20 protein-coding genes, 2 tRNA genes and 3 rRNA genes are annotated in these 26,998 nt (G+C 41.3%); 13 read left to right on the top strand and 12 right to left on the bottom strand.

The genetic code is table 11. The annotated features are described in order from the left end of the window. The first annotated feature begins 13 nt into the window (after positions 1 to 13). Positions 14 to 1,573 carry an Rne/Rng family ribonuclease gene (locus tag SD427_RS04700; protein WP_320560130.1) on the top strand — a complete coding sequence of 520 codons (1,560 nt, stop codon included), beginning with the start codon at positions 14 to 16 and terminating at the stop codon, positions 1,571 to 1,573. A 1,534-nt stretch (positions 1,574 to 3,107) separates the two neighbouring features. Here the strand turns inward: SD427_RS04700 and rrf are convergent. From rrf to SD427_RS04675, 5 genes are all read right to left on the bottom strand, one after another. Next, positions 3,108 to 3,215 (bottom strand): 5S ribosomal RNA (gene rrf / locus SD427_RS04695). Positions 3,216 to 3,375: 160 nt separating this feature from the next. Beyond that, a 23S ribosomal RNA gene (locus SD427_RS04690) occupies positions 3,376 to 6,139 on the bottom strand. A gap of 207 nt (positions 6,140 to 6,346) precedes the next feature. Beyond that, positions 6,347 to 6,420 (bottom strand) — tRNA-Ala (locus SD427_RS04685). 99 nt (positions 6,421 to 6,519) lie between these two features. Beyond that, positions 6,520 to 6,593: transfer RNA gene (locus SD427_RS04680), tRNA-Ile, on the bottom strand. A 226-nt stretch (positions 6,594 to 6,819) separates the two neighbouring features. Continuing rightward, positions 6,820 to 8,336, bottom strand: a 16S ribosomal RNA gene (locus SD427_RS04675). Together the 16S, 23S and 5S rRNA genes with 2 tRNA genes alongside form the textbook arrangement of a ribosomal RNA operon. A gap of 1,597 nt (positions 8,337 to 9,933) precedes the next feature. Here SD427_RS04675 and SD427_RS04670 point away from each other — a divergent pair. Genes SD427_RS04670 through SD427_RS04655 form a run of 4 tightly spaced genes read left to right on the top strand, consistent with a single transcriptional unit; the run spans position 9,934 to position 13,186 of the window. Then, the gene (locus tag SD427_RS04670) at positions 9,934 to 10,560 is read left to right on the top strand and encodes a CoA pyrophosphatase (protein WP_320560129.1); all 627 of its coding nucleotides are present in this window, start codon (positions 9,934 to 9,936) and stop codon (positions 10,558 to 10,560) included. A 27-nt stretch (positions 10,561 to 10,587) separates the two neighbouring features. Then, on the top strand, positions 10,588 to 11,394 hold the full coding sequence (locus SD427_RS04665) for a lysophospholipid acyltransferase family protein (protein WP_320560128.1): 807 nt from the start codon (positions 10,588 to 10,590) through the stop codon (positions 11,392 to 11,394). A gap of 12 nt (positions 11,395 to 11,406) precedes the next feature. After that, on the top strand, positions 11,407 to 11,844 hold the full coding sequence (locus SD427_RS04660; protein WP_320560127.1) for a hypothetical protein: 438 nt from the start codon (positions 11,407 to 11,409) through the stop codon (positions 11,842 to 11,844). A gap of 4 nt (positions 11,845 to 11,848) precedes the next feature. Continuing rightward, complete coding sequence (locus tag SD427_RS04655; RefSeq protein WP_320560126.1) at positions 11,849 to 13,186, top strand: UDP-N-acetylmuramate--L-alanine ligase; 1,338 nt, start codon at positions 11,849 to 11,851, stop codon at positions 13,184 to 13,186. Positions 13,187 to 13,244: 58 nt separating this feature from the next. Here the strand turns inward: SD427_RS04655 and SD427_RS04650 are convergent, their stop codons facing one another. The 3 genes from SD427_RS04650 to SD427_RS04640 form a co-directional block, all read right to left on the bottom strand. Further along, positions 13,245 to 13,583, bottom strand: a complete 339-nt coding sequence (locus tag SD427_RS04650; RefSeq protein ID WP_320560125.1) for a hypothetical protein — start codon at positions 13,581 to 13,583, stop codon at positions 13,245 to 13,247. Positions 13,584 to 13,748: 165 nt separating this feature from the next. After that, the gene (locus SD427_RS04645) at positions 13,749 to 14,624 is read right to left on the bottom strand and encodes an aldo/keto reductase (protein WP_320560124.1); all 876 of its coding nucleotides are present in this window, start codon (positions 14,622 to 14,624) and stop codon (positions 13,749 to 13,751) included. Between the two features lie 237 nt (positions 14,625 to 14,861). After that, a complete protein-coding gene (locus tag SD427_RS04640) occupies positions 14,862 to 15,758 on the bottom strand; it encodes a LysR family transcriptional regulator (RefSeq protein ID WP_320560123.1) in 897 nt (298 codons plus the stop codon). 103 nt (positions 15,759 to 15,861) lie between these two features. Here SD427_RS04640 and SD427_RS04635 point away from each other — a divergent pair, with 103 nt between their 5' ends. The 3 genes from SD427_RS04635 (at position 15,862) to SD427_RS04625 (ending at position 18,092) form a co-directional block, all read left to right on the top strand. Continuing rightward, on the top strand, positions 15,862 to 16,476 hold the full coding sequence (locus tag SD427_RS04635) for an NAD(P)H-dependent oxidoreductase (RefSeq protein ID WP_320560122.1): 615 nt from the start codon (positions 15,862 to 15,864) through the stop codon (positions 16,474 to 16,476). Between the two features lie 9 nt (positions 16,477 to 16,485). Then, entirely contained in the window at positions 16,486 to 17,370 is an 885-nt protein-coding gene (locus tag SD427_RS04630; RefSeq protein ID WP_320560121.1) for an NAD-dependent epimerase/dehydratase family protein, read from the top strand. A gap of 218 nt (positions 17,371 to 17,588) precedes the next feature. Beyond that, on the top strand, positions 17,589 to 18,092 hold the full coding sequence (locus tag SD427_RS04625) for a PPC domain-containing DNA-binding protein (protein ID WP_320560120.1): 504 nt from the start codon (positions 17,589 to 17,591) through the stop codon (positions 18,090 to 18,092). A gap of 48 nt (positions 18,093 to 18,140) precedes the next feature. On the opposite strand, the gene SD427_RS04620 is transcribed toward SD427_RS04625, so the two are convergent. Next, positions 18,141 to 18,584 (bottom strand): carboxymuconolactone decarboxylase family protein, encoded by a 444-nt coding sequence (locus SD427_RS04620; RefSeq protein ID WP_320560119.1) that lies wholly within the window; start codon positions 18,582 to 18,584, stop codon positions 18,141 to 18,143. 83 nt (positions 18,585 to 18,667) lie between these two features. Then, positions 18,668 to 19,240, bottom strand: coding sequence for a Crp/Fnr family transcriptional regulator (locus SD427_RS04615; protein ID WP_320560118.1), 573 nt, complete (start codon positions 19,238 to 19,240; stop codon positions 18,668 to 18,670). Positions 19,241 to 19,305: 65 nt separating this feature from the next. Here SD427_RS04615 and SD427_RS04610 point away from each other — a divergent pair, with 65 nt between their 5' ends. After that, entirely contained in the window at positions 19,306 to 19,671 is a 366-nt protein-coding gene (locus tag SD427_RS04610) for a DUF1304 domain-containing protein (RefSeq protein WP_320560117.1), read from the top strand. A gap of 14 nt (positions 19,672 to 19,685) precedes the next feature. Continuing rightward, on the top strand, positions 19,686 to 20,366 hold the full coding sequence (locus SD427_RS04605; protein WP_320560116.1) for a hypothetical protein: 681 nt from the start codon (positions 19,686 to 19,688) through the stop codon (positions 20,364 to 20,366). Here SD427_RS04605 and SD427_RS19040 read toward each other — a convergent pair. Both SD427_RS19040 and SD427_RS04595 read right to left on the bottom strand, forming a co-directional pair. Then, on the bottom strand, positions 20,356 to 20,787 hold the full coding sequence (locus SD427_RS19040; RefSeq protein ID WP_414017715.1) for a thioredoxin fold domain-containing protein: 432 nt from the start codon (positions 20,785 to 20,787) through the stop codon (positions 20,356 to 20,358). The two genes, SD427_RS04605 and SD427_RS19040, sit on opposite strands and share 11 nt — an antisense overlap. Before the next feature lie 32 nt (positions 20,788 to 20,819). Further along, the gene (locus SD427_RS04595; RefSeq protein WP_320560114.1) at positions 20,820 to 22,892 is read right to left on the bottom strand and encodes a TonB-dependent receptor; all 2,073 of its coding nucleotides are present in this window, start codon (positions 22,890 to 22,892) and stop codon (positions 20,820 to 20,822) included. 122 nt (positions 22,893 to 23,014) lie between these two features. On the opposite strand from SD427_RS04595, the gene SD427_RS04590 reads away from it, so the two are divergent. The 3 genes from SD427_RS04590 (at position 23,015) to hppD (ending at position 26,987) form a co-directional block, all read left to right on the top strand. Then, entirely contained in the window at positions 23,015 to 24,202 is a 1,188-nt protein-coding gene (locus SD427_RS04590) for a homogentisate 1,2-dioxygenase (RefSeq protein WP_320560113.1), read from the top strand. Positions 24,203 to 24,383: 181 nt separating this feature from the next. After that, complete coding sequence (locus SD427_RS04585) at positions 24,384 to 25,658, top strand: acetyl-CoA hydrolase/transferase family protein (protein ID WP_320560112.1); 1,275 nt, start codon at positions 24,384 to 24,386, stop codon at positions 25,656 to 25,658. Positions 25,659 to 25,856: 198 nt separating this feature from the next. Continuing rightward, positions 25,857 to 26,987 (top strand): 4-hydroxyphenylpyruvate dioxygenase, encoded by a 1,131-nt coding sequence (hppD, locus tag SD427_RS04580; protein ID WP_320560111.1) that lies wholly within the window; start codon positions 25,857 to 25,859, stop codon positions 26,985 to 26,987. Positions 26,988 to 26,998 lie beyond the last annotated feature (11 nt).

Here is a 26,998-nt window from a genome sequence, read left to right as displayed (position 1 = left end):
ATCTTACAAAAAAATGAAGAAAGAACTTATAGTTTCGCATGAAGATAATCTTACCAAGATTGTACTGCTGGAAGACGGAAGACTATGTGAACTTCATGAACAAGAGGACAAAAGCGATTTTATAGTTGGAGATCTGTTTATCGGAAAAGTAAAAAAGCTGGCACCTAATCTTAATGCCGCATTTGTAAATATAGGATATGAAAAGGACGCTTTCCTGCATTATCAGGACCTTGGGCCGCAATATCTTACCTATAAAAAGTTTTTAAAAGACACGATTTCCAAAAAACAAAGCGTTTCAAGCTTGAAGAATTTTGAAATCCAGCCCGAAATTAATAAAAACGGAACCGTAGAAAAGGTAATCGCAAAGGATGATCTTGTCCTGCTGCAGATCACCAAAGAACCGATTTCTACAAAAGGGCCGAGAATTTCTACCCAGATTTCCTTAACAGGCCGGTTTTTGGTTCTTATCCCGTTTGACAATAAAGTTTCCATTTCCAAAAAGGTAAACAGCTTTGAAGAAAAAGAAAGACTCCGCACCCTTATTGAGAGCATCAAGCCTGAAGGATTCGGTGTGATCATAAGAACTGTGGCAGAAGGGAAAAAAGTAGCGGATCTTCATAATGACATGAATCAGCTGATCCAGAAATGGGAAAGCACTTTCAAGAATATCCAGAAAAACAAAGTCCCGTCCAGGGTTTTAAGTGAGGACGACAAAGCTTCAGCCATTTTAAGAGACAATTTCAACCAGGATTTTGTAAGCATTACCTGTGATGACGAACAGATGGTTGAAGAAATGAAAAACTATGTGGAAGTAATTGCTCCCGAGAGAAAAAACATAGTCCATTTCCATAATTCACACATTCCGCTTCTGGAATATTACAATGTTGAAAAACAGCTTAAACAAAGCTTTGGGAAGCATGTGAACATTCCCAGCTCAAAAGGTGCCTATCTGGTTATAGAACATACCGAAGCATTGCATGTAGTTGATGTCAATTCCGGAAACAATATAACTACCGGTACCGCTGTTAATAAAGAGCATGCGCTTAAAGTAAACATGATGGCGGCCACAGAGATTGCCAGACAGCTTCGTCTCCGTGACATGGGCGGTATTATTGTCATCGATTTCATTGACATGATCAACCCGGAGCACAGAAAAGACCTGTACGAACATCTGAAACAGGAAATGACCCGTGACAAAGCACGCCACAAAATCCTTCCGCCGAGTAAATTCGGACTGATACAGATTACGAGACAAAGAAACCGTCCGGAAAAACAGATCGATACGAAGGAAGAAAATCCTAATAAAGACGGAGAAATCGTGGCGCCTATCGTTATTGTAGAAAGAATGGGTGATGCCTTAAGAACGATTATGCAGAAAGAAAACGGAAAGCTTTACCTTCATGTTCATCCCTTTGTAGAAGCTTACCTGACGAAAGGTTTTAACAGCATTCAAATGAAATGGTTTATGAAGTATAAAAAATGGGTAACCGTTATCCCAAGGGATTCATTCAAATATTTAGAATACAGGATTTACAATTCCAAGAAAGAAGAATTGGTAGGATATTCTAATTAATACAAAATTTCAAAACCTTCAGTTTTCTGGAGGTTTTTTAATTGCTTAAAGTATGTGGATATAAGAAACTGTACTTACCCCTGAATTTTATATGATTAACCCTCATTAATGTATAAACTCCCTGCTGAATACAATCAAGTGCCAATCTTAGTGCAATTTTAAAAATATATTCAATGTGATATGCTTTAAAAAACTTACGCCTTAAAATACGTACGAAAAGCACTCTGAAGAATTTGACAGTTCCTTTACATCATGTGAAAATAATTACTGCCTGAACTTAAGCACTTGATCAATAATGACAGCATAATATAGCATAGCATACCTTAAATATTTTCAGCTTGGCAAATTATTTAAATTTGTTTAATAAGCTTATATAAACGATAATCTATCTTTTAATGATCTATTGCCTGACACAGACACATAATCAAATTCTTTTTAATAGAACTTAAAAATAAGATACATAAGGAAATTAATTTTAGAATTAAATTTTCACTCGGAGCAAATTAGGCTTGAAGATCATCAGGATCTGATATGAACAGAATACTGATTTATCCTGGCAAAGTATGGCTTAATGTAACAACTCTTAGAAAGCGTAAATTTCAGGCAACAAAATCTGTAACTTTACTGATTATCCTGTCGGTATTTTTAGTATTTGTGGTTTTTTAGGCTCTATCGTAATTCAAAATATTACTGAAATGATCATGATGGTTTTTTTAAGGGTACAGAAAGAAGTAAAACCAGACTCTTTTCCACAGTTTTAACCAGTGTACCAATTTGGGTATTGCTACGGATTTTATGATCTTTTAATTGCAGATCTTTCGAAGGCTATTGCAGCGGCCAGTTTACAGGTTTTCTCGAAGTCGGGACAGACAGTAAGAAGTATTCCTGAGAGCTTCCTTTTTAACGTCTGCAATTTTTTACGGCTTTTGTATAGCAGATCCGTGCTTCCTGCCAAAAGCTGCTGCTAGATATCTCCGTTCTTAAATATTTGCGTTTCTGCTATACTGTTTATTTTGCTTGATTCTCCGATAGTATCAACACAACGAAGAAAATTACCTGGGAACGGTAATTTTTTCCTAAAAGCAGACCGTATCAAAACGGATAATCAAATATTTGAAAAATAATATTTTGATAATTATTTTCAGCAGACATCTGACGAAAATAAAATTTATCAATTGATCCCCAATCTTTCAATAATATCCGGGGAATAATTCACATTGGTAGTCGGTATTTCTCAAGCATTCCTATATTCAGACTTTTTGGGATGTATTGAAATATTTTTATGTTAATATCTGTAATATATTTATGTTTTGATTTCAGTTTCTTATTGCTATTAAGAAATATCTATTTGCAGTATGCTTTTAATAAGGGTGTATGCCAGTGTGCAATGAGGCAAATGTAACATGATGTAATCTGTTTGTTTACGGTCGGTCAATGTTTTATTCTGAGGTATCGGTTATTGAGAACAGGGAACAGGGTATAAACGCAAAAACTCCTTCATCGGATGATGAAGGAGTTTTATAAAATAAAAAAAGACTGGCGGCGACCTACTCTCCCGCTTTCGCAGTACCATCGGCGCTGGTGGGCTTAACTTCTGTGTTCGGAATGGGAACAGGTGAGCCCCACCGCTAAAACCACCCTAAAGGTTGTATATAGCTGTAGGCAGTAGGCTATAAGCTTTAGGCTTACAGCGTAAAGCATACTGCTTTTTATCGGTAAATATCATCACAAAGGCAAAACCATTTTGGCACTTATAAGGCTTGGCTTATCGCATGAAGCTATAAGCTTACAGTATCCTGATAGGCAATAAATCTACGGGTAATTAGTACTACTCGGCTATGCTGTTACCAACTTTACACCTGTAGCCTATCAACGTGGTCATCTCCCACGACCCTTAAAAGATGTCTCATCTTGAGGCGAGTTTCACACTTATATGCTTTCAGTGTTTATCTCTTCCAAACGTAGCTACTCAGCGGTGCACCTGGCGGTACAACTGATACACCAGAGGTTTGTTCAATTCGGTCCTCTCGTACTAGAATCAAGCCCTCTCAAACATCTAACGCCCGCAATAGATAGAGACCGAACTGTCTCACGACGTTCTGAACCCAGCTCGCGTGCCACTTTAATGGGCGAACAGCCCAACCCTTGGGACCTTCTCCAGCCCCAGGATGTGACGAGCCGACATCGAGGTGCCGAACCTCCCCGTCGATGTGAGCTCTTGGGGGAGACTAGCCTGTTATCCCCGGAGTACCTTTTATCCTATGAGCGATGGCCCTTCCATACGGAACCACCGGATCACTATGTCCTGCTTTCGCACCTGATCGACTTGTAGGTCTCACAGTCAAGCACCCTTATGCCATTACACTCTACGCACGGTTACCAAGCGTGCTGAGGGTACCTTTGAAAGCCTCCGTTACTCTTTTGGAGGCGACCACCCCAGTCAAACTACCCACCACGCAATGTCCTTCCATACAGAAGTTAGGCTCCAAGTAAGTAAAGGGTGGTATTTCAACGTTGGCTCCACAGACACTAGCGTGCCCGCTTCATAGCCTCCCACCTATCCTACACATTACTTACTCAAAGTCAATACGAAGTTATAGTAAAGGTTCACAGGGTCTTTTCGTCCCATTGCGGGTAATCGGCATCTTCACCGATACTACAATTTCACCGAGCTCGTGGCTGAGACAGTGCCCAGATCGTTACACCATTCGTGCAGGTCGGAACTTACCCGACAAGGAATTTCGCTACCTTAGGACCGTTATAGTTACGGCCGCCGTTTACTGGGGCTTCAGTCAAACGCTTCGCATTGCTGCTAACGCCCTTCCTTAACCTTCCAGCACCGGGCAGGTGTCAGACCCTATACAGCATCTTTCGATTTAGCAGAGTCCTGTGTTTTTGATAAACAGTCGCCTGGGCCTCTTCACTGCGGCCAGCATTGCTGCTGGCGTCTCTTCTTCCGAAGTTACGAGACTATTTTGCCTAGTTCCTTAGCCACGACTCACTCGAGCACCTTAGGATTCTCTCCTCGACCACCTGTGTCGGTTTTGGTACGGGTTGCTTCACTTCGGCTTTTCTTGGAATCTATTTCCTTACAGCAGCTTCGCCCGAAGGCTAGGCCTTGACTATTCCGTCAGTCTCCAGTAAGTACGTAAATCCGTCCCCTTTTTAGTGTGAGCAAGTATGGGAGTATTAACCCATTGTCCATCCACTACCCCTTTCGGGTTCGCGTTAGGTCCCGACTAACCCTCAGCTGATTAGCATAGCTGAGGAAGCCTTAGTCTTTCGGTGAGGGGGTTTCTCGCCCCCTTTATCGTTACTTATGCCTACATTTTCTTTTCTGTCCGCTCCACAATACCTCACGGTACTGCTTCGGTGCAAACAGAATGCTCTCCTACCAGATATAATAAATTATAAATCCATAGCTTCGGTAATATGCTTATGCCCGATTATTATCCATGCCGGACCGCTCGACTAGTGAGCTGTTACGCACTCTTTAAATGAATGGCTGCTTCCAAGCCAACATCCTAGCTGTCAATGCAGTCCAACCGCGTTGCTTCAACTTAGCATATATTTGGGGACCTTAGCTGTTGGTCTGGGTTCTTTCCCTCTCGGACATGGACCTTAGCACCCATGCCCTCACTGCCGCAGAACATTTATTAGCATTCGGAGTTTGTCAGGAATTGGTAGGCGATGAAACCCCCGCATCCAATCAGTAGCTCTACCTCTAATAAACTTTATTGCGACGCTGCACCTAAATGCATTTCGGAGAGTACGAGCTATCTCCCAGTTTGATTGGCCTTTCACCCCTACCCACAGGTCATCCGAAGACTTTTCAACGTCAACCGGTTCGGTCCTCCACTCTGTGTTACCAGAGCTTCAACCTGCCCATGGGTAGATCACAAGGTTTCGCGTCTAATCCTACTAACTATGCGCCCTATTCAGACTCGCTTTCGCTCCGGCTCCGGACCTGAAGTCCTTAACCTCGCTAGTAAAATTAACTCGTAGGCTCATTATGCAAAAGGCACGCCGTCACCCAACTTGTGGGCTCCGACCGCTTGTAGGCGTACGGTTTCAGGTTCTATTTCACCCTTCTATTCGAAGTGCTTTTCACCTTTCCTTCACAGTACTTGTTCACTATCGGTCTTTCAGGAGTATTTAGCCTTGGAGGATGGTCCCCCCATATTCAGACAGGATTTCACGTGTCCCGCCCTACTCATTTATCACTCAAATATGCCTTTCATGTACGGGGCTATCACCCTCTACGGCTGTTCTTTCCAGAACATTCTATTAAACATATAAAAGCTTTTGGGCTAATCCGCGTTCGCTCGCCACTACTTACGGAATCTCTTCGATTTCTTTTCCTCCGGGTACTTAGATGTTTCAGTTCTCCGGGTTTGCTCTCTAAATAAATTTAGAGTGACTGGTCTTCAACCAGACGGGTTGCCCCATTCGGACATCTCGGGATCAATTCGTGTGTGCCGATCCCCCGAGCTTTTCGCAGCTTACCACGTCCTTCTTCGCCTCTGAAAGCCTAGGCATCCGCCATACGCCCTTAACGATTTCTTTCCTATTTTTTAGGTTACTCAAGCACTTATAAGTGCTCGGTTTTCTCTTTGTGATGTCTTTACCGTTAATGTCAATGATCTTTGTTCTTGTACTTAAGCAATCAAGTGAAGCATACTAATGACGGCTCCGTCATTATGTAGAATATACACTTTCTTTTATTACCCTCATACATCATACCCTATTACCTAAGTAATTAAGTACAATCCGTGGAGAATAAGGGAGTCGAACCCTTGACCTCCTGCGTGCAAGGCAGGCGCTCTAGCCAGCTGAGCTAATTCCCCCTCTAGTCAGACTTAAAAGACTCAAGATCCTAGAGACAAGACTTTCTAATTGACAGTCTTGGTTCATGGCTCTCTACTCTTCCCGTCTTTTGCAATTAGTAGTCTCGGGCAGGCTCGAACTGCCGACCTCTACATTATCAGTGTAGCGCTCTAACCAGCTGAGCTACGAGACTGTCTTTTAGACTAACAGATCCCAGATGCTAGATACAAGACTTTTACATTGGTCTTGGTTCTTGGCTCTCCGCTCCTGTATCTCTATCCCTATACTAATTCCTAGTGGGTTTGTATTGTATTTTATGTAAGATAGCAACCAATAAAAAAACTAAAGCTCTAACTTTAAGTAAGTACTTGGTACAGTTAAGTACCTAATTTTGTTTATACTCGCTTAACGAGTCTCTAAAATGAGATGTTCCAGCCGCACCTTCCGGTACGGCTACCTTGTTACGACTTAGCCCTAGTTACCTGTTTTACCCTAGGCAGCTCCTGTTACGGTCACCGACTTCAGGTACCCCAGACTTCCATGGCTTGACGGGCGGTGTGTACAAGGCCCGGGAACGTATTCACCGCGCCATGGCTGATGCGCGATTACTAGCGATTCCAGCTTCATAGAGTCGAGTTGCAGACTCCAATCCGAACTGAGACCGGCTTTCGAGATTCGCATCTTATCGCTAAGTAGCTGCCCTCTGTACCGGCCATTGTATTACGTGTGTGGCCCAAGGCGTAAGGGCCGTGATGATTTGACGTCATCCCCACCTTCCTCTCTACTTGCGTAGGCAGTCTTACTAGAGTCCTCAACTTAATGGTAGCAACTAGTAACAGGGGTTGCGCTCGTTGCAGGACTTAACCTAACACCTCACGGCACGAGCTGACGACAACCATGCAGCACCTTGAAAATTGCCCGAAGGACGGTCTATTTCTAAACCCATCAATTCCCATTTAAGCCTTGGTAAGGTTCCTCGCGTATCATCGAATTAAACCACATAATCCACCGCTTGTGCGGGCCCCCGTCAATTCCTTTGAGTTTCATTCTTGCGAACGTACTCCCCAGGTGGCTAACTTATCACTTTCGCTTAGTCTCTGAACCCAAAAGCCCAAAAACGAGTTAGCATCGTTTACGGCGTGGACTACCAGGGTATCTAATCCTGTTCGCTCCCCACGCTTTCGTCCATCAGCGTCAGTTAAGACATAGTGACCTGCCTTCGCAATTGGTGTTCTAAGTAATATCTATGCATTTCACCGCTACACTACTTATTCCAGCCACTTCTACCTTACTCAAGACCCGCAGTATCAATGGCAGTTTCACAGTTGAGCTGTGAGATTTCACCACTGACTTACGAGTCCGCCTACGGACCCTTTAAACCCAATAAATCCGGATAACGCTTGCACCCTCCGTATTACCGCGGCTGCTGGCACGGAGTTAGCCGGTGCTTATTCGTACAGTACCTTCAGCTACTCTCACGAGAGTAGGTTTATCCCTGTACAAAAGAAGTTTACAACCCATAGGGCCGTCGTCCTTCACGCGGGATGGCTGGATCAGGCGCTAACCCATTGTCCAATATTCCTCACTGCTGCCTCCCGTAGGAGTCTGGTCCGTGTCTCAGTACCAGTGTGGGGGATCACCCTCTCAGGCCCCCTAAAGATCATCGACTTGGTGAGCCGTTACCTCACCAACTATCTAATCTTGCGCGTGCCCATCTCTATCCACCTCAGTTTTCAATAAAAAACGATGCCGTCTCTTATATTATGGGGTATTAATCTTCCTTTCGAAAGGCTATCCCCCTGATAAAGGCAGGTTGCACACGTGTTCCGCACCCGTACGCCGCTCTCTCTGTCCCGAAAGACAAATACCGCTCGGCTTGCATGTGTTAGGCCTCCCGCTAGCGTTCATCCTGAGCCAGGATCAAACTCTCCATTGTATGTTTGTCTGACTCACTCAAAGTTATTTTACGCTTTAGTTTTTCCTTATTCTTGGTTGTATATCTGTTTTTCAATGATCTCTCTTCTTCCGCTCCCACGGCCACCCTTTTCTGTCGTTGGGCTTTGCCGTATTTGCGTGTGCAAAAGTAAAACTTTATTTCTAATCCGCCAAATGTTTTTAAGGAAAATTTTAAAGTTTTTTTTCTCTAACCTTAACCCCTCTCAACATCCAACCCCTCTACTCCTGCGCTCCCGTTTTACCGGACTGCAAAGATACAAATCTTTTCCAACCATCCAAATTTTATTTATCTAAAATCCTAAAAAGTTTTTCCCGATCCGTATCCTACACAACTGCCTGAAGCAATCCTGTAAGGTAGATGATTAGTTATTTTATTCCGGCTTACCTAAAAGCCTCTTCTGCGCTGCTGATCTACTCTCGTTTTTCAGTGGGGCAAAGATAGAAACTCATCCCTTATCTTCCAAATATACGTAACATTATGTTCATCTTAAAACACAATTTGTGGGAAAGTAAATCCTTATCCAACTGACTGCATAACGTTTACAGACAATTCAGAGTTATCCACAAGATTCAAATACCATGGGTATGGGTTAAAAAACTTAAGGTCATATAAAGTGGTTTCGCCGGTAAATGGAGACCAAAAGGACCTGAAAACAGATTTTCAATCAGTGGCGAAGGTTATAAATCCTACCCGTTGCTGACAAAGATTCTGATTCTATATAATATAAAGGGAATCGGGAAACACCTCGTGTGATGAGAACCATAATGGAAACTTTGATCAATGAAGAGGGCCCTGCCATGATTTATGATAATGCCTACAGGGAATTATGATATAACAATGTATAAGAACTTGTGATGATTGCCGAGAATGATTGCCGAATGGAAATTAAATTAAAGAAACACCTTATATAATGAAAACCGTAATGGAAACTTTGATCAAACCTTACAGGTTTTAAAAACCTGTAAGGTTGGGTTGCACATACTCCGGACGGTAGGTAATATTGAGCGTACATTATATAAGAGTATATTATATATAAGAGTGTAATGTATAAAAGCATAATGTCATACCACCCCGTCAAAAATCCAGAGGATTTTTGACACCCCTCCAAGGGAGGGAAATTTTTATGGCGGGGATTATTGACCTGACTCATGAAAATTAAACTGGAATAATAACTCCTGATAACTAAGGATGATTCAATAATAATCCGGTAATAGCTAATGGTAATGGTAATGGTAATGGCAGATGAGAAGTGTGGTAATGAGCGATAAGAAGTGGCGGTTAAGTAATAGCGCGCAGAAGCGGATTTTACAAACTGCTCTTCTTGGGACGTCCCAAACCCCTAGCCCCGATAGAAACGGCTACCCCGTAACAGCAAACAGGTAAGCGAAGGAAATGCTGCGGCAAGACAAGGCGTGAGGAGTAATAGTGGATAGCAGGAATAGTTCCTAAAAAAAATCAGAGCTATGTAAAGATTTTTGTTTCGTATCATTATATATAAGGTATAACTCAATATACATCTTTTATATAATTACTGGTTCATTCTTATTTCTTCAAAATATATTATTAAATTTGAATCATGAGTTTTGGAAAAGATTTATTAAGGAAAATCAAGAGTGCAGCACTGGCGGGAGAACATGCGCACGGCGTTTTTTCACCGCCCTCCCGCCCCGTTTTCAGCTATGAAGACGTTTTAAAGAATAATCCAAAATTTGCGGCTGTCAATATCGCGCTTTATCTTAAAAATAATGAATGGCACTTTCCTTTGATCCAGAGGACCATCAATGAACATGACCGGCACAGCGGACAGATTTCCCTGCCCGGCGGCAAGCGTGAGGAAGCTGACCGGAATTTTGCAGAAACCGCCATCCGTGAAACTTCGGAAGAGATCGGGATTGATAAACATTATATAAGAATCATCCGGGAAATGTCCCCGATTTATATTCCGCCCAGTAATTTTTATGTTTATCCTTATATATCCTACACCAGCAGAAATCCGGCATTTGTTTTGCAGCAGAGCGAAGCAGTGGAAGTTATTGAATTTCCGGTCACCAGTTTTCTGAACCTTCCTGATATGCCTGAAATGATGGTGTTGCCAAGTACAGGAGGAAAAGAGGTCCCGGTGATTAATTTTAACGGATATATTATTTGGGGAGCTACCGCAATGATATTGAGCGAGTTCAGCCAGTTGCTGAAAAAAATGTAACTTTGCAAAACCGTGTTTAATTGAGAGATGGCGAAAAAAAATATTTTTACCGATGCATTCGGTACTCCTTATTTTTTAAAAAGGATAATTATTTTCATTCTGGGAATTATATCCTACAGAAGGTTCAACGGCTTTAACAAACTGAAAATTACAGGAACTGAGCATCTTGTGGATCTCCCGGATTCCAATGTACTGTTTGTGTCCAATCACCAAACTTATTTTGCCGATGTTGCGGCCATGTATCACGCATTCTGCTCAGTAAACAACGGGTACCTTAACACCATTAAAAACCCGATATACTTATTAAACCCGAAGATTGATTTCTATTATGTTGCAGCCGAAGAAACGATGAACAAAGGAATCCTTCCCAAGATCTTTAAAATTGCAGGTGCCGTTACTGTTAAAAGGACCTGGCGAGCAGAAGGCAAAAACGTCAACAGGATCGTGGATATGAGTGAGGTTGAAAACATCATGAAGGCTCTTGATAACGGATGGGTAGCCACTTTCCCCCAGGGAACCACCTCCGCTTTTGCACAGGGAAGAAGGGGAACGGCAAAACTGGTTAAAAATCAGCGCCCGATTGTAATCCCGATAAAAATCAACGGATTCCGCAGGGCTTTTGATAAAAAAGGGCTCCGGGTAAAGGTCACAGGCGTAAAGCCTACCATGGAATTCAAGGCACCTCTTGAAATCGATTACGACAAAGAGAATGCCCAGCAAATCCTGTATAAGATCATGACCGCCATTGAACAGACTGAGGACTTCAATCTGTTGCACCAATATGACGAAGAACTGAAAGCCAAAAAATCAGAACAGAAAGAATCAGGTAATTAAAGCAGAATTATTATGAAAAGGATAACAGGAATCTTATTTGCTCTTACTGTATTAGCATCATGCAACAGCCAAAGGATCTATTCGGATTTCGACATCAGCTATTCCAGAAGCGGCGGCCTTGCACCCGTATATGAGAATCTTCTGATCAAAGGACATGATGCCCATTACTCTTTTGAAGGCCAGGGTAAAAAATATAAGCAGGATTTCAAAATTCCCCAGGAAGATTTAAATAAAATAGAACATACCCTTTCCCGAAACAATTTCAGAAGGATTCAGGAAGACCATAAAAAGATTTATGATCATATTTCAACTTCCGTAAATGTAAAAAAGGGTCCTAATGAAGGCAGTAAAACAGATGCAAGCTCCATTATGCCGAATTACAGAACAAACTGGAATAACATTACAGATGTTTTCCAGGAGCTTATCAATAATAACGTAAAAAAACAATAATCCATTGAAGACCCATTTCATTGCTGTCGGCGGAAGCGCCATGCACAATCTTGCCATTGCATTAAAAGATAAAGGATACCAGGTTACCGGTTCGGATGATGCGATCTTTGAACCTTCAAAATCAAGATTGGAGAAGAAAGGAATTCTACCCGCAGAAACAGGTTGGTTCCCGGAAAAAATCACTTCTGACCTTGATGCCGTAATTCTTGGGATGCATGCCCACCAGGATAACCCTGAATTGGCAAAGGCAAAGGAGCTGGGCTTAAAAATATATTCTTATCCGGAATTCCTGTACGAGCAGTCTAAAAATAAAACCCGGGTAGTCATTGCAGGTTCTCACGGAAAAACGACCATTACTTCAATGATTCTCCATGTCCTGAATTTCCACCGGAAAGATGTGGATTTTATGGTGGGTGCCCAGCTGGAAGGTTTCGACTGTATGGTCAAACTGACGGAAGACAATGATTTTATGGTGTTGGAAGGTGATGAATACCTGTCCTCTCCTATCGATCTCCGTTCTAAATTCCTGCTGTATCAGCCCAATATCGCATTATTGAGCGGGATTGCCTGGGATCATATCAATGTTTTTAAAACGTTTGATGATTATATTGAGCAGTTCAGGAAATTCGTGGCCAGCATTACGCCGGGCGGAATTTTAGTCTACAACGAAGAAGATCCGGAAGTGGTAAAAGTAGTGGAAGCGGCAGAAAATTATTTCAGAAAAATCCCCTACAAAACACCCGAATACGAAACTATCAACGGCCAGGTTCATTTAACAACAGAAATGGGCGATGTTCCGCTTTCTGTTTTCGGAGCCCATAATTTACTGAATCTGGAAGGAGCAAGAAACATCTGCCATCATTTAGGAGTTATGGATGAAGACTTCTATGAAGCCATCATGAGTTTTAAAGGGGCTTCGAAACGCCTTGAAAAAGTAGAGAGAGGAGATAAGGGAACACTTTACAAAGATTTTGCACACGCTCCGAGCAAAGTGAAAGCGGCTGTTAAAGCTTTCTGTGAACAGTTTAAAAACGAAAAAAAATACGGTTTTCTTGAGCTTCATACTTATTCAAGCCTAAACCCTGTTTTCCTTGAACAGTATGACCATGCCATGGACGGCCTGGATGAAGCGATCGTTTTCTATTCTGAAGATGCTTTAAAAATTAAAAGAATGGAGCCGATTTCTCCCGAATTGATCAAAGAAAAGTTCAAAAACGAAAATCTAAAAGTCTTTACCAATGCCGGAGAACTTCATGCCTACTGGAATACACTGGACAAAACGCAGGGTGTCTACATGATGATGAGTTCCGGCAACTTCGGAGGGCTGGACCTGACAAAATAATTTCATATAAAAGCATAATAAGAGCTGTACCCTGATGAGAGTACAGCTCTTATTATGCCTAGACTTGTAGCCAGTCCTGATACTTCTTCTCTACCCAATTCTTTAAATATTCATTAAATTCAAACAACAGCAATTCTGCGTCTGTTTCAAAATATGCTCTGGGATACCCATCCATAATATTTATATTTAAGAACTCCTTATCAAAATTTAATATAAACATTTGATTTCCAGAATCAGTAACAGCAAGATGTACAGGACTGTAATCCTGATGCAAAGTTTTGTATTCAGAATCTAACAGCCTTTCCAAATAATTAAAAATTTTGCCTGTAAGTTTTCCTTGTTCCATAAAAAAATCAGATTTATTTTTAGTGATTTTTTCATGCTGAAAAGCTGTCATCTGGAAAGTATAATCAAAATTATGATCAATCAGCAGTTCAGCATTTAAAAGTCTTTCATTAAATCCATCTCATCTTAAAAAAGAAAAAATATAGTTACAGTCTGAAGTGATTATATTTTTTTCTTCGTTAAATTTTCTGGAATGAATCCACATTTATCCTATATTTTAAATATCCGCCACCGCATTCAGCATTTTCTGTTCCCACGACGGATCTTTCGGATCAAAGAATAATCTTTTTCCGGTATCTAAAGAACGGACGGCATTCATTTCATCTTCCGTCAATTCAAAATCAAAAACATTGAAATTTTCTTGAATCCTTGACGGCGTCACCGATTTTGGAATCACACAGAACCCTTCCTGCAGATGCCATCTTAAGATCACCTGAGCAACTGTTTTGCTGTGTTTTTCTGCGATATTTTTTAAATCTTCATGATCTAAAAGTCCCGCATTACCGTTTCCAAGCGGGCTCCAGGGCTGCGTAACAATATTGTTTTCCCTGTTGTATGCCTGGAGTTCTTTCTGCTGGAACAGAGGATGAAGCTCAATCTGGTTAATTACAGGAAGTACGCCTGAGTCTGCCTTTAATTCTTCTAGTTTCTCAACGGTAAAATTACAGACGCCGATTGCCTTTATTTTGCCTTCGTGATAAAGTTCCCCCATTGCTTTCCAGGCACCTTTAAAATCAGCATAAGGCCAGTGAATAAGATACATATCGAGATACTCCAGCTGCAACCTGTCCAAAGTTCTCTGAAAAGCACCTTTCGCCTTTTCATATGAAGTGTCCTGGACCCACAGCTTTGAAGTGATAAACAGGTCTTCTCTGTCTGTCCCGCTGTTTTTTATGGCATTGCCCACAGCCGTTTCATTCTGATAGATGGCAGCCGTATCAATCATCCTGTACCCTGTTTCAATAGCTTTAATTACAGAATTTTCACATTCCTGTAAATCTTCCATCTGCCAGACCCCGAAACCTAAAGCAGGGATATCAACCCCATTATTTAATGTAATGACAGGCTGACCTGCATATGTTTTTTTCTGCATCGTATTTTATTTTTATTTGGTATGAATACTAACTAATTTACAACAAATTTTTGAAATTTCAGGTCGTCAATATTGCTTAGAGGCGCTTAACATCATTTTAAAAATAATTTCTTACTGATTTTTAAGGTCCCGCAGGTTTTAAGCCGAATGAAAATCTGAAAAACGAAATTTAAATTAATATACCAAGCTCCGAAAAGAAGGCTCAGGAAAGCATTGTCTGTCATTTATATGAGCTGATCAGCCCATTACTTTTCTGAACAAGCTTTTGATATGGGCAATTTCATCCTGATATACCGTATTTTTCCTGCATCCGAAATACAGCGTATTCTCTAATTTTTTTCCGCCTTCCCAGATGAGTTTTACTCCTCCGCTTCTGATTTCATTCCTGCATAAAAAATCCGGGACCACAGCCAGCCCGGTTCCTCCTTTCAGGCAGCGGACAATGGAATTTAAATTCGGGACGATGTAATTAGGCCGGAAGTTCGGCTTGTGCCCGAAGTTCAGGATCCAGAACTGGAAAAGATGTTCCATGTCACCTGTGGTTCCGTACCATTTCTCTTTTTTCAGCCATTCTTCAGCATGCTCAGGGCCTTTTGTTCTGATTACTTTCCTGAAACCCTCCGCGTCAATTTCATTTCCGCCCACCAGGATAATCTGTTCAGAAGAAAAGGCTTCGTGCAAAATATTAGGCGATGTCCCTTTTTTGGGCGTAATAATCAGGTCTAAGATCCCTTTGTCCAGCTGGTCGAGCATTTCAGGATACTCGCCAAAGCTGATGATCAAATTAAACGGCAGTGTTGAGACATATTGCTCCAGGGTGGTCTGGAAGGTTTCAAAACACATCCCGACGCTTATCGTAGGGGTATGTTTTTCAGTAGACTTCTGAAAATTCTTTTCCACATCCTCCAATCTGCTCAACGGTTCGGAAACTGCATTGAACAGGACCTTTCCCCTCTCGGTAGGAATCATTTTCCGCCCCGTTCTGTCAAACAGCTTATACCCCACGTAAGATTCCAGGGAACCCAGGTGAAGGCTTACGCCGGGCTGCGAAATAAACAGGGTTTCAGCAGCGCCCGTTAAAGTGCCTGTTTTGTAAATTGCTTTGAAAGTACGGTACCATTCCAGATTAACCATAGCTAAGTATTATAATTATGATACAAATATATAAATTATATTATTTTTATTATATCATGATACCCTATACCTTTGCACAGTAGAATTTAAACAATCAACAGTAATGAAAAAAGTATTGATCATTAACGGTGGACAGGACTTCGGGCATTCCGGAGGAAAATATAATCAGACCATTGCAGAAAATACGCTGGACATATTAAAAGATTTCGCAAATACAGAAGTTGAAATCACGCATATAAGTGAAGGTTATGATGAGAATGAAGAAGTGAAGAAATTCGTCTGGGCAGACTATATTATTTACCACACCCCGATCTGGTGGTTCCAACTGCCGAACGGTTTCAAGAAATATATTGATGAAGTTTTCACAGCGGGCCATGCCAAAGGGATTTATATGAGTGACGGCAGGACTTTAGACCATCCGGAAGTCAATTACGGAACCGGCGGAATGCTGGGCGGAAGAAAATACATGGTCACCACAAGCTGGAATGCCCCGGAAACCGCTTTCACGCTTCCCGGAGAATTTTTCAATCAAACCAGTGTAGACAACGGGCCTTTATTTGGGTTCCACAAGATGAACGCCTTTGTTTCTCTAGAAAAAATGGAAAGTTTTCATTTCCATGATGTGGAGAAAAATGCAGATATAGTGCGTGATATGAACGCTTACAGGAATCACCTTACCACCGTCTTCGAAAAAGAACTAAAACCGCAACTTACTTAATTTAACCTGATGAAAAAGATATTAATTACCGGGATCACCGGATACATAGGTGGAACCGTCGCAAAGAAATTACGGGATAAAAATTATACGGTAACCGGGCTGATCCGTAATGAAACGCATGCAAAAGAACTTGAAGCGGACGGTATTGAAACTATCGTAGGGAGCATCCATAATGAGGCTGTTTTACAATCAGCAATCTCGGGAGCGGATGCTGTTATCCATAATGCAGATTCCGCAGATGATGCGTATGCTGCAGACAGTATCGTCAGTCTAATGAAAGGAAGCGGAAAGACCCTTATTTTTACTTCCGGATCGGCGATTTTCGGAGGAAAGGAGAACGGGGAGAAAAATGATTTTGTATTTACGGAGGATATTGCGCTGCAGCCCAGGCTCGAAATTGCTTCCAGGGTACTGATCAATCAGTACATCCTTCAGTCTGCCGCACAGGACATACGAAGCATTGTTATTGTTCCTGCCATGGTCTACGGAGAAGGATTGGGAATTAAGAAAGACAGCATCCAGCTTCCCGCTTTAACCGCTTTCTCTAAAGAAAAAGGCTTTGGTACCTATTTCGGGAAAGGGGAAAATATCTGGTCAAACGTTCATATTGAAGATCTTGCCGATTTATACGTCCTTGCCCTGGAAAAAGCAAAACCAGGCTCGCTGTATTATGCGGAAAACGGTTCTTCGAACATCAAGAATCTGGCGGAAAGGATAAGCGAACGATATCAGCTGCAGCCTGCACAGTCAGTAACCATCCAGGAGGCCGTCAATACATTCGGGCCTGCCGGAGGATATTTCGGGTTTGCCTCCAACAGCCTGTGCAGTTCCCATAAAGCCAGAACGGAACTGGACTGGGAACCAAAACACCATTCTATTGAAGATCATATTTAACTGGTGAAAATTTACCTTACCGCCATTGTAAAACCAAAGAAGAACACAGGACCGGAGTATTTGTCTTCAGAAATCTGAATGATGAAAGATTACAGGAAAAACCACAGATCTGCATCGCTAACCTGATTTAAACCCCGAATCATAAAATAAGCGAAACTGAAAAACTAATTTCATATATTGGTGCAGATTTTTCATTCCTTACTTTAAATGATGAACTCATGAAATTACTTTCGGCTTTATTATTCACCTTTTTTCTTTTAAACATCTTTCCCGCACAGGAAAAAGAAAAATGCCGTTACATAAAAACGCCGACAGGGTATCTGATGGTGCTTCGGCAGGGCGATGATGTACTGGCAAATATTGAAAACCTGGCAAAAACTGAAAATATCCCTTCTGCAAGTTTTACCGGGATCGGGTTTGCAAACGATGTGACTTTCGGATTCTATGATTTTAATACCAAAAAATTTAATCCGAAAACTTTTAATAAGGTAGAAATGGGAAGCCTGACAGGTTCTGTCGCATGGAACGGAAAAGGCCCTTCGATCCATATTCACGGCGTGGCAACGGATGAAAAATTCAATGCGTATGGCGGTCATATTTTATCGCTCCGTGTCGGAACCGGTTCCATGGAAATTTATATTACACTCAATGATCAGAAACTAGAGCGAAAGGTCGAACAGCCTTTGAATGCCAATGTTCTTCAGCTGAACTGCCGGCAATGATTAAAATAGCTTTTCATCACGAAAAGCTATTTTTTTTTGAATAAAAGCCTAATGTTTAGGAACTTCTAAATGCGTGCTGACGGCAATCCTGTTCCACATGTTGATCGTAACCGCTGCCATGATGATGTTTTTTATCTGCTCTTCATCAAAAAGCTGAGCTGCTTTTTCGTACGTTTCGTCCGTAAGCCCTTTTCGGCTGATCAAAGTGATTTCTTCAGTCATCGCCAGAATTACTTTTTCCTCTTCGGTAAACAGGTCCGTTTCCCTCCAGGCGTTTAAGAGAAAAATCCGTTGTGGTGTTTCGCCGTACTTCAAGGCGTCTTTCGTATGCATATCCAGGCAGAACGCGCATTGGTTGATCTGTGAAGCGCGTATTTTTATCAACTCTTTCTGGATATTGCTTAATAAAGGGTTCTGTAAAGTCACTTCCAGGTTCATCATGGCTTTGTAAGATTCTGAATTGGCATTTGAAATTTTGGTCCGTGTACTCATACTGTTTTTGTTAGTGGTTTAACCTGTTGTTTTTAACACATGACAAAGTTCCGATATATGAGTTTTAAAAATCTTAAACTGGTTTAAGAACGTAATTTTGCACGGATCTCGCTTAAATATTCCGGCGTAAAACCCAGAAAAGAGGCAATTAAATACTGCGGAATCCGCTGAACAAACCAGGAATATTGCGTACTGAAATGGATATACAGTTCTTCCCTGCTCATTTCATACAGATACCGGATTCTCCTTTCTGCAGCAGCATACGCCCTCTGATAGACCATCCTGAAATACCGCTCCATCACCGGGTGTTTTTTTAACAATGCTTCCTGAGACTGAAGATCAAGGATTAAAACGACAGACGGTTCAACCGACTGGATGGTAAAACCGGACGGTGCCTGCCTTTCATAAGCGAAAGTATCCGTTATCCACCAGTTTTCAATGGCAAATTCGGTAGTCTGCTCCACTCCCTTTTCATTGATAAAAAACTTTCTGAGGCAGCCCTTCTGAACGAAATATACGGATCTGCAAATTTCGCCGCTCAAAACAAGATCATGTTTTTTCTTCACTTCCGAAACCTTAAAAAACGAAAAGACAGAAGCAAAATCTTCATCGCTGATGTTAATAAATTTATCTAAATGCGCCTTGAAACTTTCCATTTTTTGAATTGTGCAACCAAACTTAACTTTATTTTTTTAGTTTTACGATGACAAAACAGCAAATCATGGAAATCGCAGCAAAAATTTTAATTGCAATAGTTGCCGTAGAACACCTTTACATTCTCTGGATGGAAATGTTTGCGTGGGAAACGAAAGGCAAGGAAGTTTTTAAGGCAGCTTTGCCGGCAGAAATGTTTAAACCGACGAAAGGGTTAGCGGCCAATCAGGGATTGTATAACGGGTTTCTTGCCGCCGGGCTGCTCTGGTCTTTCTTCATTGAAGATCTCAAATGGCAGAACAATGTTGCCCTATTCTTTCTCTCGTGTGTAGCCATCGCCGGAATTTACGGTGCCGTTTCCGCAACGAAAAAAATATTTTTCGTGCAGGCTTTACCTGCTATTTTAGGAATTGTTGCAGTTTTGTTGAAATGATAATTTCAATTATTATGTTAAGTATTCAAAATCGAGAATTATTAAAATTAAAGGGTTTATTAGCATCAGGAAATAATGAAAACAGACTGACTGTAATAAAACCTAAAGGTATTCCGGGAAACTCTTTACCAGAAAATAATCACTTCAATATTACTATAATTTGGAATGATGATGAGATCTTCACAGATTGCCCAGTAATAAGACTTGAAAAAAGTAATAATAAAATTTCTGTAATTTGTTGGGATTGGACACCCGGTCCGGGTCCCGGAGATTTTTGTGTAGATTTTGAATCAGAAGATGATGCGGTAATTTTTTTGCTTAATTATTATTTTGAAAATAATGATTTTTTTAACGCAAGAAAACAATATATAATTCAAAGTCGAAATTCAATCAACGTTTCTGATCTTAAAAACATTTTTAATAAAATTATTTATCAGTTTGAAAATCAATTTTCTGACTCAGAAATAACTTTTACTGATCGTGGGACTTTTAATAAAATACCAATTGAGAACTGGAGAATAACTCAAAAACAAGAGGATAAAATTCCAATAGAAACTCAAATGGGATTTATTAAACATGAAGTAGCTGAGTTAAGAAAAAAAGTAGATAATGAAATAGATTTTGAACAAGAAGATCTTACTTACATTGCAGATTTATTAAATGAATTGAGCTTTTTGTTAAAAACTAAAGTTTAACAATTGTCATCAATTTCTTCTTCATTTCCTCAGGTTTAAACAGCCCTTCATGATACTCAATTAAATTCTGATCCTTATCCAGAATAATCCACAATGGGTAAACAGGTTGGTCTTTATTTTTTGATAAAGCCAAAGCTAATTCATGGATCCCTGAAGTTCCATTGGGTAAATAATTAAACACTTTTCCCCGAAAACTGATTTTTTCTTTTGTTTTTTCCGCTTCAAAACTGATAAAGTAAAATTTTTCGCTGATCATGTTAACCAGCTCCTTATCTTTTTTTAATTGAAAAGATTCGATCTTACACACTGAACACCAATCCGTGTACAGATGAATAATGACCGGTTTCGGGTTTTCTTTCTGTAAACTGTCCAGATCTGGAAAAGCGACTGTCTTTATCTGTGAAAAAATAAGAAAAGGCATTAAAAACAATATTGACAAAAGTGATGTTTTTTTCATTTCAAAGTATATTTTATCCCAAGAAACCCTCTTATTCCCTGCATCGGAGCATAGCCGTATGTGGTATCGAAAGTATAATGATTAGGATTAGTCACAGGATCATTCACATGTTTATCAAACGGGTCAAAAGGCCGCATCAACGGATCATTTGGAGTGAAATTGAAAATATTTTTAATTCCGCCGTAGATTTCAAACCCGGACCTGAAGATTTTTGACACCTGAATATTGGAGAGGTTATAAAACGGAGAATATTCAGGGCGGTAATCATTCGGTAAGACCGGCAGGCGCATCGGTCCGTAAAACTGTCCGGTAAAATCTACCGTCAGGTTATTGTGGAATTTATAGGTCAGGCTGTACGTACCGCTCCATTTCGGGGCATGGAGCTGCTGAACTTTCCCTTCTTCACCGTCAAATTTCTGGTATACATCCAGATAGGTCACTCCCAGATTGATGCTCAGCGGAAAACTGAAACTGTAATCTACATTCAAAGAAGCCCCTCTGGAAATCCCGTATCCCTGCAGGTTGTCATAAATAATTTTCTCAGGGTCAGAATCAAAATCCCCGACAATTTTGTTGCTGAAATATGTATAGAATGCAGATGCATCCAGATTGACCATGCTTTCCCCAGCCGGAATCTTCCAGACGTAATTCAGATTTCCGTTGACGGATCTTTCAGGTTTTAGATCTGCCCTGATCACAACATCTCGCGAACCCGTTAAGGCAGCATGGTCTTCCGTAAATAAATTCACGACCCGGAAACCCGTTCCGAAATTGAATCTCAATGTATGATAAGGATTCGGTGAAAACTTCCATGCAAAACGCGGCGAATATACTGAGTGGTGGATTTTATCATAATCAAACCGGTAACCCAGCAGCAATGTGTTTTTTTCGTTTATCTCCCACTGATCCTGTATAAATACCCCGAAAACAGGTGACCTCATCGGATCATTTGTTAATCCGTCTGATGATAAAGTTCCGGGTGTATTGTCGTCATAGAATGTTTTTTTGAAAGTTGCACCTAAAATAATATCGTGACTTCCCAGTTTTTTATCCCAATAAGTCTGAAGGAAACCTACTTTCTGTGTTGCCAGAAAAGGATTGGTCCCGTAAAAAGAATTCTGATCATGGAAATTATATGAAAACTGGGTGATAATATTTTCTTTCACCGGCCACTGGTACATCCCGAAAGCTTCTACCCTGTTGGTATAAACGCTTTCCCCGTAAACATCAGAACCTCCCCGGTAAGATCTATTCCACTGCATTTCCCCGCCAAAGCGGTCTTCATATAAATAGCGCAGTGCAAAACTTGCCTGCCGGTTTTCTTTTCGTTTAAAGTTCCATTTATTAAAAACCGAGATCCTGTTCTGCAAGGCTGCATCGGTAAAATTGTCCTTATTCTGATCTGTCTTTTCATTTAAATTGAAATAGTTCAGGCTTACTAATGAAGCTGCATTTTTCCCGACATTGAATTTGGTGGAAAAGTCCACATTATTCTCATTCCAGGTTGTTGTCATTACATCAACGCTCAGTTTCGGTGCGGTCAGCGCATTTTTGGTGATGATGTTAATGACGCCGCCCATCGCTTCAGAACCGTAAATGGATGAAGCCGGGCCCTTTACCACTTCAATCCTGTCGATCAGGCTGTTTGGGATTCCGCTTAATCCGTAAACGGTCGAAAGTGAGCTGACGATAGGCATTCCGTCAATCAGGATCATGGTATAAGGCCCTTCCAACCCGTTGATGTGGATATCCCCGGTGTTGCAGACGGAACAGTTCAGCTGAGGCTTGACACCGTTGACCATGGCGATGGCTTCAAAAATGTTTGGTGTAGGATTCTTCTGGAAAAATTTCTGCGTGTAAATCTCTACATTTACGGGGCTTTTGGACTTGCTCATCGGCTTTAAGGTTCCCGTAATCACAACATCGTCAATATTTTTTGTTTTGATTTCCTTTTTAATCGGAATGCTTATTGAATCAGGCTTTCGCGACTGATTTGCACCTACACTATCCGTTTTCTGGGAATAGCAGAATGAAGACAACAGAAATAAAAAAAATAATATTCGCCTCATAAAATTTAAAATGTTAGACAAAACTAACAAATATTTTTAGAATAACAAAACCTTAAAATCGGCGTTATTAAAATCAATTCGTTAAAATTTATTACATTTGAGAAACGACATACAAGAGTAAAATGAGATATCATCAGTCGGGAAATATCCCACAGAAAAGGCATACGGTCTTCAAATCGCCGGAAGGTAAATTCTATTACGAGCAGCTTTTCGGGACGGAAGGGTTCCACGGAATTTCGTCTTTGCTGTACCATACCCACCGCCCTACCCAGATCAAATCGATCGGTGAGGCAAAGGATGTGACGCCTAAAATCGCAGTCGCCAAAAACGTGACCCCGAGAATGTTTAAAGGGATGAATGTAACTCCCGAGGATGATTTTATGGACAGCCGGAAGTTCCTGATGGTCAATAATGACCTGAAAATGGGATTATCAAAGCCCAGGAAATCGATGGATTATTTCTATAAGAATGCAGAATGTGACGAGCTTCTTTATGTTCACCACGGAAGCGGAATTTTAAAAACTTTTGTCGGTGATCTGGAGTTTTCAGTGGGTGATTATCTTATTATTCCGAGAGGCACCATTTATCAGGCTGAATTTAATTCTGATGATACCGTTTTCTTTGTGGTGGAAAGCCATTCCCCGATTTATACGCCGAAGCGGTACAGGAACGAATTCGGACAATTGCTGGAGCATTCCCCGTTCTGCGAAAGAGACATCATTGCTCCTGCATTTAAGGAACCAAAAGACGAAAAGGGGGAATTTTTAATCAAAGTCAAAAAAGAAAACCAGATTACGGATTTTATCTATGCAACGCATCCTTTTGATGTTGTAGGCTGGGACGGGTATTTTTATCCTTATAAATTCAATATCAAAAATTTCGAACCGATCACCGGCAGGATCCACCAGCCGCCGCCGGTTCACCAGACTTTTGAGGCACATAATTTCGTGGTGTGTTCCTTCTGTGCAAGAATGTATGACTATCATCCGATGGCCATTCCGGCGCCTTACAACCATTCCAATATCGATTCCGATGAGGTTTTGTTCTACACGGAAGGTGACTTTATGAGCCGTAACCACATCGATTTAATGGATTTCACCCTTCACCCGGGAGGCATCGTTCACGGGCCACATCCCGGAGCCATGGAAAGAAGCATCGGCAAGAAATTCACGGAGGAATATGCCGTCATGGTAGATCCGTTCCGTCCTTTGCAGATCACGGAAGAAGCCCTGAAAGTGGAAGATCCTTCCTATAAGACTTCATGGCTGGAAAGTGAAGACCACAGCATGAAAGACAGGCTGCAGGAATAAGTTGCACCTGAACGAAAATTACCTGTAATAAAAAGGACCGGATAGAGATATCTGGTCCTTTTTATTTTTTAAAATCATTAAAAACATGACAAATGTTCTTTAGAAACATTAGATGCATCAACGCAATATGGACTATCTTTAAGTAAAGAAAATCGTAAATAATAAGTACTAAAATTTCATTATGGATCAATATATCAGCGCAGAAGAAGCCATTTATACCATCAAAAGCGGGAACCGCGTATTTTTTCACGGAAGTGCCTGTACCCCGAACTACCTGATTGACGAAATGGCAAGGCAGGCGCACCGGCTGGATAACGTGGAAATGGTTTCTATTACCCAGCAGGGAAATGTAGAAATTGCCAAGCCGGAATATAAGGATAAATTTTTCGTGAATTCACTGTTTGTTTCCGCTCCGGTGCGGGATGCCGTAAATTCGGACAGAGGCGATTTCGTTCCGGTGTTTTTAAGTGAAATCCCTATTCTGTTCAGGAAAAACATCCTGCCTCTTGATGTAGCCCTGGTTACCGTTTCACCGCCGGATAAACATGGATTCTGTACCTTGGGAACTTCGGTAGATGTGGCAAGAGCCGCCGTGGACAGTGCAAAAATCATTGTTGCCATCGTTAATCCGCTGATGCCCAGGACGCATGGGGACGGAATGATCCATATCAGCAAGATCACCAAACTGGTATGGCACGAAGAAGAGCTCCCTACCGTAGATTACGGATCGAAAGTGGGGCCTGAAGAAATGGAAGTCGGGAAAAATGTTGCGGAACTGATTGAAGACCGTTCTACGCTTCAGATGGGGATCGGCACCATCCCCGATGCGGTTTTAAAATGCCTGGGCAACCACAAAGATCTCGGCATTCACACCGAAATGCTGAGTGACGGAGTAATCGACCTGATCCAGAATGATGTGATCAACAATAAATACAAAGGCTATAATGACAATAAAACCATTACCAGCTTCTGCTTCGGGACCAGAAGGTTATATGACTATGTAGATGACAATACGGTATTCTCCTTTAATGATGTGAGCAATGTGAATTTCCCGATCAACATCATGAGAAACAAAAAAATGGTGGCCATTAATTCTGCCATTGAAATTGACCTCACGGGGCAGGTATGCGCAGATTCTATCGGGACTATGCAGTACAGCGGGATCGGCGGACAGATGGATTTTATGAGGGGCGCCGCATTGAGTGAAGACGGAAAACCGATCATCGCCATCACATCAAGGACAAAAAGAGGGGTTTCCCGCATTGTCCCTTATCTGAAACCGGGAGCAGGCGTAGTAACCACACGCGGCCATATCCACTGGGTGGTTACCGAATACGGAACGGCTTACCTGTACGGGAAAAACCTTAAGCAGAGGGCGCAGGAGCTCATCAGCATTGCCCATCCTGATGACAGGGAAATGCTGGAAAAAGCAGCGTATGAGCGATTCAGCCATTAATCTGTTTTTCAGGATGCAGATATGGCTGGGTTAATTAAAAACCGGCAGTCCGGGCTGCTCCTGTGGAATAAAATTCTTAAATCTGAAATTTTATAAGCCCATCATTAAACTTACCTGACGATTGTTCGTTAATATTTTTCGTATTAGTAAGAAATTCGTAATTTGCATACCTAATAATATAAAAGTAAAAATAGAAATATGTCAACACTTACATTTGCCGAAAAAATTGCCCAGGCAGAAAATTTCTTGCCGATTAACGGTACCGATTATATTGAGTTTTATGTAGGGAATGCCAAGCAGGCAGCTCATTATTACAAAACGGCTTTCGGATTTCAGTCGGTTGCCTATGCAGGGCCTGAAACCGGTGTCAGAGACCGTGCTTCCTATGTGCTCCAGCAGGGGAAAATCAGATTGGTCCTTACAACAGGGTTAAAGTCTGATTCTCCGATCAACGAGCATGTAAAAAAACACGGTGACGGAGTGAAAGTTTTGGCATTGTGGGTAGATGACGCTTATAAAGCTTTTGAAGAAACGACAAAGAGAGGCGGGAAACCGTACATGGAACCAATAACGCTGACTGACGAAAACGGGGAAGTGAGAATGTCCGGAATTTATACCTACGGGGAAACCATACATATGTTTGTGGAAAGAAAAAATTACAGCGGACCGTTTATGCCAGGATATGAAAAGTGGGAAAGCGCGTACAAGCCTGAAGAAGCAGGCTTGCTGTATGTTGACCACTGTGTGGGAAATGTAGACTGGGACAGAATGGTGCCTACCGTAGAATGGTATGAAAAAGTAATGGGATTTGTAAATATCCTTTCTTTTGATGACAAACAGATCAATACGGAATATTCTGCTTTGATGTCTAAAGTAATGTCCAACGGAAACGGATTTGCAAAATTCCCGATCAATGAGCCTGCAGAAGGCAAAAAAAAATCCCAGGTAGAAGAATATCTTGATTTTTATGAAGGGGAAGGTGTACAACATATTGCCGTAGCAACAAAAGACATTATCCACACGGTAACGGAACTTAAAAAAAGAGGTGTGGAATTTCTTTCTGCTCCGCCTGAAGCATATTATGACATGGTTCCTGAACGCGTGGGCCACATTGACGAAGATCTTAAAAGGCTGCAGGATCTTGGCATCCTAATTGACCATGATGAAGAAGGATATCTTTTACAGATCTTTACCAAGCCTGTAGAAGACCGCCCTACCCTGTTTTTTGAGATTATTGAAAGACACGGAGCGCAGAGTTTCGGTGCGGGTAACTTCAAAGCATTGTTTGAAGCACTGGAAAGGGAGCAGGAAAAAAGAGGAAATCTTTAATTTAACAACAT

The organism is Chryseobacterium sp. JJR-5R, from assembly GCF_034047335.1.
GTDB lineage: Bacteria > Bacteroidota > Bacteroidia > Flavobacteriales > Weeksellaceae > Chryseobacterium.
Note: the sequence above shows the minus strand (reverse complement) of the source record. Positions and strands in the feature narration are given on the sequence as shown.